The 8,691-nt window shown below is 65.6% G+C and carries 11 protein-coding genes; all 11 read left to right on the top strand.

Annotated features, from left to right (window positions below; all coding sequences use genetic code 11):
- Positions 1–127 (top strand): ExbD/TolR family protein (locus tag ACZYOF_RS40205; RefSeq protein WP_463715522.1); only part of this gene is annotated, 127 nt, incomplete at its 5' end.
- Positions 128–294: 167 nt separating this feature from the next.
- Positions 295–627, top strand: a complete 333-nt coding sequence (locus tag ACZYOF_RS40210) for a hypothetical protein (RefSeq protein WP_463719212.1) — start codon at positions 295–297, stop codon at positions 625–627.
- Positions 624–1,361: an energy transducer TonB gene (locus ACZYOF_RS40215; protein ID WP_394570194.1), complete on the top strand. Its 738-nt coding sequence runs from the start codon at positions 624–626 to the stop codon at positions 1,359–1,361. Before ACZYOF_RS40210 ends, ACZYOF_RS40215 begins: the two co-directional genes overlap by 4 nt.
- Before the next feature lie 45 nt (positions 1,362–1,406).
- Positions 1,407–3,278 (top strand): putative porin, encoded by a 1,872-nt coding sequence (locus ACZYOF_RS40220; protein ID WP_463719213.1) that lies wholly within the window; start codon positions 1,407–1,409, stop codon positions 3,276–3,278.
- A gap of 2 nt (positions 3,279–3,280) precedes the next feature.
- Entirely contained in the window at positions 3,281–3,880 is a 600-nt protein-coding gene (locus tag ACZYOF_RS40225) for a hypothetical protein (protein ID WP_463719214.1), read from the top strand.
- Positions 3,877–4,914, top strand: a complete 1,038-nt coding sequence (locus ACZYOF_RS40230; protein ID WP_463719215.1) for a peptidyl-prolyl cis-trans isomerase — start codon at positions 3,877–3,879, stop codon at positions 4,912–4,914. Before ACZYOF_RS40225 ends, ACZYOF_RS40230 begins: the two co-directional genes overlap by 4 nt.
- A gap of 7 nt (positions 4,915–4,921) precedes the next feature.
- Positions 4,922–5,683 carry a hypothetical protein gene (locus ACZYOF_RS40235; protein ID WP_463719216.1) on the top strand — a complete coding sequence of 254 codons (762 nt, stop codon included), beginning with the start codon at positions 4,922–4,924 and terminating at the stop codon, positions 5,681–5,683.
- 114 nt (positions 5,684–5,797) lie between these two features.
- Positions 5,798–6,334 (top strand): YbjN domain-containing protein, encoded by a 537-nt coding sequence (locus ACZYOF_RS40240; RefSeq protein WP_130581199.1) that lies wholly within the window; start codon positions 5,798–5,800, stop codon positions 6,332–6,334.
- A 52-nt stretch (positions 6,335–6,386) separates the two neighbouring features.
- Entirely contained in the window at positions 6,387–6,845 is a 459-nt protein-coding gene (locus ACZYOF_RS40245; RefSeq protein ID WP_130581198.1) for a hypothetical protein, read from the top strand.
- Positions 6,846–6,847: 2 nt separating this feature from the next.
- Positions 6,848–7,636, top strand: a complete 789-nt coding sequence (locus tag ACZYOF_RS40250) for a lytic transglycosylase domain-containing protein (RefSeq protein WP_463719217.1) — start codon at positions 6,848–6,850, stop codon at positions 7,634–7,636.
- A 239-nt stretch (positions 7,637–7,875) separates the two neighbouring features.
- Positions 7,876–8,691 (top strand): DUF6538 domain-containing protein (locus ACZYOF_RS40255; protein WP_463719218.1); only part of this gene is annotated, 816 nt, incomplete at its 3' end.

Consider the following 8,691-nt stretch of genomic DNA (forward strand, 5'->3'; position numbering starts at 1 on the left):
GGAGTTTCCCGTGGTGCTGCGCGGCGACGCGCAGGCCCAGTACCAAAGCGTGATGGACGTGCTCGACCTGCTCGGCCGCATCGGCCTCAACCAGGTTGGACTCGCCACCAAACCGCTCGTGAAGTGATGCGATCGTCGATCCCGGTGCCAACGCCTCTTCCTCACACGCCCATTCGGCGCAAACGCGCCTATGAGCGAGCGCTCGATGCGCTGCAGCGAGCGCTCGTCCGGCTGCGGCTGGTCGGGCCGGCTCTCGATAACCTTGCCTCCGATGCTGCGAAGGGAGGGGATTGCGTGGGTTCTGTCGTTCTGCCGTTTCCTATTCGGGGCGAAGCGCTTCTGGTCAAGCTGGCGAACGAGCTCCGCGGCCGCGTCACGGCCGGAGAGCTGGAGGATGATCCGTTCCTGGCGACGATCTCACGCGGCCGCCGGGCGCGCCTGTCGATCGACCGCGATGCCTATGTCGAGTTCGACGCCGAAGACGAAAGCTTCCATCTGAAGATAGATGCCACGCCCGTACTAACGCTGACGCTGGAGACGAAGGAGTTCACAAGGCTCGTTGAATTCGTCTTTCAGTATTTCGCCGAGCGTGATCGCGGTCTGCGGCAGGTCGAGGTCGTGTCGTGAGCAAGCTTCGAGACGATTGGAATCTGCCGGACGAGCCGTCAGATCGTCAGCGCTCCATATTCCGCAGCCCCGGGATGCGTTACGGCGCGGCGCTTGCGGTGATCGCCTTGCTGTTCGGCGGGGCAGGCTACTGGCTGTTCGGCGGGGACGATCTGCCGCCGCCGCGACAGGTCCGCGAGATCACGATCGTCAACATCACGCCGCCACCTCCGCCGCCTCCGCCACCTCCGCCGCCCGAGCAGAAGATGATCGAGCAGCCGAAGATGGCGGAGCCCGAGTTCAAGGAAGACAAGCCGATCGAGAAGCCGCAGGACGAGCCGGTCAAGGACGCGAAGAACGACGAGCCACCGGGGCCGCTGTCGCTTGACGCCCAGGCGACCGGACCAGGCGATCTCTTCAATCTTGGCGGCAAGCCGGGTGGCAATCCTTATGGTGGTGGCGGCGGTGGTGGCAGCCGTTGGGGCTGGTACACGACCATCGTCATTGCGCAGATGCAAGAGGCGCTCGGGTCCAATCCGAGGACACGCAAGATGACCGGGCAGCTTCAGGTGAAGCTCTGGGCCGACAGCACCGGCCGCATCAACCGGGTTCTGCTGGTGCCATCGACCGGAGATGCTGAACTCGATGCAGTGATCACCAACGACGTGCTGGGCCGTCTGACGCTGCGCCAGCCGCCGCCGAAGGACATGCCGATGCCGATGGTGACGCGCCTAACGGCGCGTCGGCCGAGCTAACGCGACTCTGACAAACACAACGGACTTAAGAGGACTGGGGACAAAATGTTTGAGATTAATCCAGGTGCACGCCGGCGCACGCTGCTGCTCGCTGTCTCGCTGGCTGCGCTTTCCTGCGCGGCGCCAGCACTTGGCCAGCCCGCGGACGAAGCCGGCGCGCCTGAGAAGAAGGTGGAGTCCAAGCGGCCGAAAGTGTCGGATACCAAGCCGACCTCGCCGAATACAACGGTCAATCTTCTCAACCTCATGGTGAAGCGCAAGCTGCTCAGCGAGGATGAGGCGCAGTCGCTGATCAAGCAGGCCGAAGACGAAGCCTATGTGTCGCGGCAGGCCTCCAAGGACGCGACCAGCAAGGCGGATGAAGCGGCGAAGGCGGCGACCGCCGCCGCGGCTGCGGCCAATCCGCCCGGAACCCGGCACGTCACCTACGTGCCGGAGATCGTGAAGCGGCAATTGCGCGAGGACATCAAGAAAGAGGTGATGGCGAAGGCCGAGAAGGAGAACTGGGCCTCGCCCGGCATGTATCCGGAATGGGCGCAGCGCATCCGCTTCTACGGCGACGTGCGCGCCCGCTATCACGGCAGCTTCTTCCCGAACGGCAACGATCCGGGCCTGACCAATTTCAACGCCATCAACACCGGCTCACCCTACGACGTCTCCAACGCCAACCTCGCCAATTACCCGACGTACAACACCTATCAGAACCGCAACCAGGTGCGGCTGCGCGCCCGGCTCGGCATGGATGCCGACCTCACCAACGGCTTCGCGGCGGGCTTGCGGATCGCCACCGGCGAAAGCAACTCGCCGGTCTCGACCAACCAGACCCTGGGCGGCGGCGGCTCGAACTTCTCCAAATATTCGATCTGGCTCGATCGGGCGTTCCTGAAGTACCAGCTGCCGAACCAGGATGTGGTGGCGCAGGTCGGGCGTTTCGACAATCCGTTCTGGTCGCCGACCGATCTGGTCTGGTACCGCGAACTGGGCTTCGACGGCTTCGCCGTGCAGGCCAAGCAGGAAGTGGTGCCTGATATCACGGCGTTCGGCGTGATCGGTGCGTTCCCGATCTTCAACACCGATTTCAATGCCGGTATCACCAACGCGTCGAGCGAGACTGCGAAATTCCCCAGTCACGACAAGTGGATGTTCGGCGCCCAGGGCGGCTTCGCCATGCGGTTCGATCCGGTCAGCGAGTTCCGCTTCGGCGTCGCCTATTACGATTTCGAGAACGTGCAGGGACAGGCGTCCGAGCCTTGCATTATCGTCGCAAGTTCCGATGGCTGCAGCTCAGACCTGTCGCGGCCGCTATTTGCCCAGAAGGGCAACACCTACTGGGCGCTGCGCAACATCGCATCCGGCACCTGGAATAACTTCGGCCAGACGGCGCAATATCAGTATTTCGGGTTGGTGCAGAAATACCGGCCGTTGGTTGCGAGCGCATCGCTCGACCTCGGTGACTTCCATCCGTTCCACATCGTGCTCGATGGCGAGTTCGTCTGGAACTCGGCCTTCAATCGCGCGCTGACGGGTCCCGGCACCGGACTTAAGGATCTGCCCACCATTCCCGGCATCGCCCTCAACAACCGCGCCGGCACCGCGGACGGCTCGTTCGGCCCGTTCAACGGCGGCGACATCGGCTGGATGGCGCGCGTCACGGTCGGCAACAGGGAGATCAAGCACTTCGCCGACTGGAACGTGCATGTCGGCTACAAATACCTGGAGTCGGACGCGACGCTCGATGCCTTCGCCGATTCTGATTTCGGGCTCGGCGGCACCAACCTCAAGGGCTACTTCCTCGGCGGCAATTTCGGCCTCAGCGAGAACGTGTGGGCGTCGATGCGCTGGCTGAGCGCCAACAACATCGCCGGCTCGCCCTATGCCGTCGACGTCCTGCTGGTCGATCTCAACGCAAAGTTCTGATCATGAAGATACGCATCCTCACCTTCCTCACGGCGGCCGTCGCGGTGTGTTCGCACGTCGAGTTCGCCCACGCCGATGCCGAGACCGATCGGCTGCGCGAAGCCCTGCGCAGCGCCACCTTGCAGACCCGGCAACTGGAGGACCAGCGCACGGCGCTGCAGGCCAAGCTGGCGGACGCCGAGCGGGACAAGGCCGCGGCGAAAGCCCAGGTCGACGCCGCCAAGAAGCAGGTCCGCGAGACCGAGAAGCAGCACCGCGAGGCCGTCGACGAGTTCAACAAGCGCCTTGCCGAGCGCGACGAGACGCTGGAGAAATGGAAGTCGGCCTATGAAGAGGCGGCCAATGTCGCCCGCGACAAGGACGCCGCGCGGGCCAAGTTCGAGGGCGAGGCCAACGCCTACAAGGCCTCGACCAAAGGCTGCGTCGCCAAGAACGACCAGATGCTGAAGGCCGGCCGCGAGCTGCTGAAGCAGTACAAGAGCGTCACGATCGGGGACACGATCGTCGCGCATGAGCCGATGCTGGGGCTGCGTCGGGTGGAAATCCAGAACAACATCCAGGACAGCGGCGACAAGATCCTCGACCAGAAGGCAGTACCATGACACGCTCTCCTCTCCGCGGCGCACTCCCGATCCGGTCCCTGCGCGTGTCGCTCCTGGCAACGGCGCTCGCCGGCCTGCCGCTGGCCGCCGCCGCCCAGACGGCACCGCCGCCGGCGCCGCAGCGGCCCGCCCAGGCCGTCGCCAAGCCGAAGCCCGCGGCCCCCGCAGCGGCGGCCGTGACGCAGGGCGCGGCACCGGCCAAGTCCGGTGACGATGTGATCGCCCGGGTCGGCACCACCAACATCTCGGCCGACCAGATCCGGGCCTATGTCGCCGCGCTCGGGCCGCGCGAGCGCGCCGCGTTCGGGCAGGATCCGAATCTGCTCAGCCAGGCGGTGCGGTTGATGCTCGCCAACCGCCTGGTGCTGCAGGAGGTCGCGGCCAAGAAGTGGGACCAACAGGCGGCCATCGCCGAGCAGCTCGACCGGGTGCGCGAGAGCGCGGTCGCCGAACTCTATCTGCAGCAGGTCTCGACCCCGCCGGCCAGCTTCCCGAGCGAGGACGACCTGCAGAAGGTCTATGACGCCAACCGGGCCTCGTTCCTGATGCCGCGGCAGTTCGAGCTGGCGCAGATTTTCGTGCCGCTGGCCAAGGACGCCGACAAGGCGACCGAGGACAAGGCGAAGAAGGCGGTCGAGGAGCTGCAGCGCAAGCTGAAGGCGCCTGGCGCCGACTTCGCCGCGCTCGCCAACGAGACCAACGAGACCAAGAATGGCGGCGAGCTCGGCTGGCTGGCGGAGACCCAGATCCGGCCCGAAATCCGCACCCAGGTCATGGCGCTCGCCAAGAATGCGATCGCCGAGCCGATCAAGCTCGACGACGGCTGGCACATCATCAAGCTCACCGACACCAAGGCCTCCTACACCCGGACCTTGCCGGAGGTGCGCGAAGTGCTGGTCCAGCAGATGCGCAGCGAGCGCGCGGCGATGCTGCGGCGCGCCTACCTCGCCGAACTGTTGAAGCAGAATCCGCCCGTCATCAACGAGCTCGCGCTGTCGGGCCTGATCGGCGGCCCGACCCCGGCGGCAAGGTAACCGCGCGATGGCCGCCGTGCCGCCCATCGCCGAACCGGCGCCGGACTGGATGCTGACCGCCGGCGAGCTTCAGGCGCTGCTCGGGATCTGCGGCTATCGCGGCGCCGTGCTCGCGACCTGGCGGCGGCATGTGCTGCCGGCCGGGTGCCGGGTCTCGCTGCAGTTCGGCGATCAGCTCGCGCGCGATGGCGACGGCCTGACCCGTGTGGGGATCCGCTGCAGCCTGGAGCTCAACGGCCCTGACGCGCGCATCGGCGAGGTGACCTATTGGCAGATCCGCAAGGTGGTGCCGGCCACGGTCGATGGGCATCGCGTCCAGTTCGAACTCGAAACCGATCTGTTGCTCGGCAGCATGATCCGGTTTGACGATGTGCTGACGCAGGGCGCGGAGATGCTGCGCCATCTGCGGCTGTTGATCGCGGATGCGCGGCTGACGCTGGCGCATCTGCCCGTCAACGACCGGCTCGGCGACGACGCCCGTGCGCCGGTGCTGCGGATCGAGGCCCGCTTCGCCGCCGACCTGGCCGCCGGACGCTCGGGTCTTGTGGCGCCCGATCCGCAAGACCCCGGCGGGCCAGCCGCTGCGCCGTTCCGCACCACGACGCGCCATGTCGGCCTCGGCCTCGCCGCCTGCGATTGCCTGACCGACCAGGTGCTGCCCGACCTGGCGCAGGCGGCGCGCGCCCTGATCGCGCAGGAGCGCTCGACCCGCGCCCCTGGGACGGCGCAATGGCCATCCCAGGTGCTGCCCGCAAGCGCCGCCTTTTGATGCCGATGACGCAAGGATTGTCGTCGGAACACTGCAACGTCTGCACCACACGCCGGCAGCATTCCGCTGCTATTTGACGATCCGCTCACCCACAAGCCTGTCACGGAGTCTTCCATGTCCGACGCCACGATCACCAAACTGACGCTCGACAGCCTGCGCGACCTGTTTCAGCTCGCCGGCTATCGCGTCGAGACCCTGACCGATCCGGTCGCCAACATCTCCTATCTGCGCTCCGGGACCAACGGGCTCGCGTTCGACGTCCGTCCCGGAAACCGGATCGCCGGCGACGAGCAGAGCTTCATCGATGTCGCCCTCATTGCCGTGCTGCAGGTGCAGGGCGAACTGCCTCTCGACCTGGTCAACCGCTGGAACGCAACCCGCCGGTTCGCGCGCCTGCAGTTGAGCCCGCCGTTCCTCGCTCTGTCGCTCGATTTCTCGGTGGCGGGCGGCGTGACGCAGAACAATCTGCGGGCGCAGATCGAAATCTGGGATCACCTGGTGCAGCAGCTCGTGGCCTATCTGCGCGAAGAACTGGCCAGTCTGGCAAAGGCCAAGGCGCCGAATGCGCCCGCTGCCAGCACAGCCTTGCCGACGCCGGCGGCGGATCGCGATCGCGTCGCCGAGACCGATCTGCCGCACACGGTCCAGTAGGCCGCGCCGCACGCGGATGAAGGCCGCTATCCATACCGGCGGAAGCCGCATCTTGTGGCGACGACGGGGCGCGCGGGCGCTCGGCGTCGCGCTCGGCGCGCTTGCCGTATTGCTCGGGGCCAAGCCAATCTCGGCGAAGGCCGCAACCGACGTGGATGGCAGGTTGAACGCCGCCCAGGCGCCGGCGGCCTGGCAGGACTTCGCCAAGCGCCTGCAGCTTCGATTGCAGGAGCGGCTGGCGTCGGACTCTACGCCGGCGCTCCGCTTCCATGACGCGGTCGCAAGGCGCGCCTCTGATGTCGGGGCGGCGCCTCCGTCGATTGTCGTTCGTGTATGGGTGATGCCCGACGGCAAAGTGCAGCGCATCGAGTTGGAAGGCCTCGACAATGACGCCTCGCATGATCTGTCCGCGCTTCTGATCGGGGATGGCGTGGGCAGCACGCCGCTCGATATGCCGCAGCCGCTGCGCATGCGGCTCTCGTTGCGTCCGAACACACGCGTGGAGGATTGAACGTGCCGGCACCGGCATCGCAGCGATCGCGCGGCTTGGTGGTGGCAATGGCGGCACTATCCGCCGCGTTCATGACGGCTGCCGGCCGGGCGGAGCCAGCCGCGAAAGACGCGAGTTTCGCCATCCGTTACGCCGCGATCGAGGTGCCTGCGGACACCGCGCCCGCGCCGAGCCCGCCCTTCGCCGGACCGCTGGCTGGTCCTTCAGCTCCGGCCAAGCCGCAATCGCCGATGAGCCGCAGCGACGCGCTGGCCTACTATCGGGCGCTGATCGAGAAGGAGGCGGGGCGGCAGGGACTGGCGCCGGCCATTGCCGAGGCGGTGATGGCGGTGGAGAGCGGTTACAACCCCGGCGCAATCGGCGGTGTCGGCGAAATCGGGTTGATGCAGATCCTGCGGTCGACGGCGCGCATGTTAGGCTTCACGGGAAGCAATGCCGAACTCGCGATGCCCGAAAACAACATCCGTTACGGGCTGACTTACCTTGCGCAGGCGTGGCGCCTTGCCGGCGGCGACCTTTGCACCGCGACGATGAAATATCGCGCAGGCCACGGCGAAACGCGCTTCTCCCACCTCTCGGTCAACTACTGCCTCGCGGTCCGCTCCAAGCTCTTTGCGCGCGGATTTCCCGTCACCGGCAGCGTCCCGGTGGCAACCTTCGGCAAGCCGGCGGGGCTGGGCGGCGGCTGCGGTCAAAAATGTCTTCGGGCAGCCGGCATCGGCCGCGTCGATCTCGCAGGGCTCAACACCAGGCTCAACACACTCGTGATGCAGGTGCGCGGCGCGAGGTGAAGGGTGCTGGGCTCGGATGGCGATGGAGCGACAGCGCTATGAGCCGTCCCATCGGCCGCGGTGAAAAGCCGGTTTCCGATCAGGCTGTTGGTGGATTGCCTAGTCTGGCTGGGGAACCTGGATGAAATTCGGATTATCCTAAGTTTTTGAGCTCCAATAACTTTTTGTTTTTGTTGCCTAAAGGGGGACAATATGACACGACGGGATGTTACGACTCGCACCCCGTGAAATTCCCCACCATGAGCATTTCCACCAACGTTGTCCGCCGTCTTGGAAGTCAAAATTATTACGTCCGGTTGGCCGTCCCGCGCGATCTCCAGGTCCGCATGGGCAAGCCGGGGAAGCCCCGCAAGGAGCTATGGAAGAGCTTAAACACGTCGGATGCACGTGAGGCACGGCGGCTCTCCAGGCCCATCCTGGATGACTGGGAGCGCACCTTTGAGGAGCTGCGCCGGCCCAAGCAACTGACCGAGGCGGAATTACAGGACGCGATCTGGCGTCGATATCTAGAGCTGATCACGACCGATGAGAAGTTCCGGCAGTCGCTGCCGACCAATGACGACCTGGACGCGATCTGGAAATACCTGGAGGATGAATTCGGCGAGCAGAGCATATCGGCCTATCGGATCTATGAAGAGCTGCGGGACCGGTTCGATAGCAATCAACGTCAACGTGCCGCTCGGCTTGCCCGGATCAGGGCCGAAGCAGCGCGGGGCGAGACCAAGCTGATTGCGGACGTGGTTGAAGAGGTGATCGAGGCCCGCCGGCTGGGCATTGATCCGGGGACGCCGGAATTCCGGAAGCTCGCCCATGGGCTCCAGCGCGCCGAGCTGGAGGGACTGGCGCGCACGGTTGAGCGCGACCAGGGCGACTTCTCCGGCGCGCCCAAAGATAAGATGGTGCAACAGCCCACCGTGTTCGATCCGCCCGGTGCCGTCCGAAAAGCGGTTGGAATTGAAAGTGGCGTAGTCTCCGGGGTGATCAACCTCGAATCACCCGGCGTTGACGCGCCGGGCTGGAGACCACGCCATGACAAGCGTTACCACGAAGGCTTT

This window comes from Bradyrhizobium sp. LeoA1Lang (genome assembly GCF_055413685.1).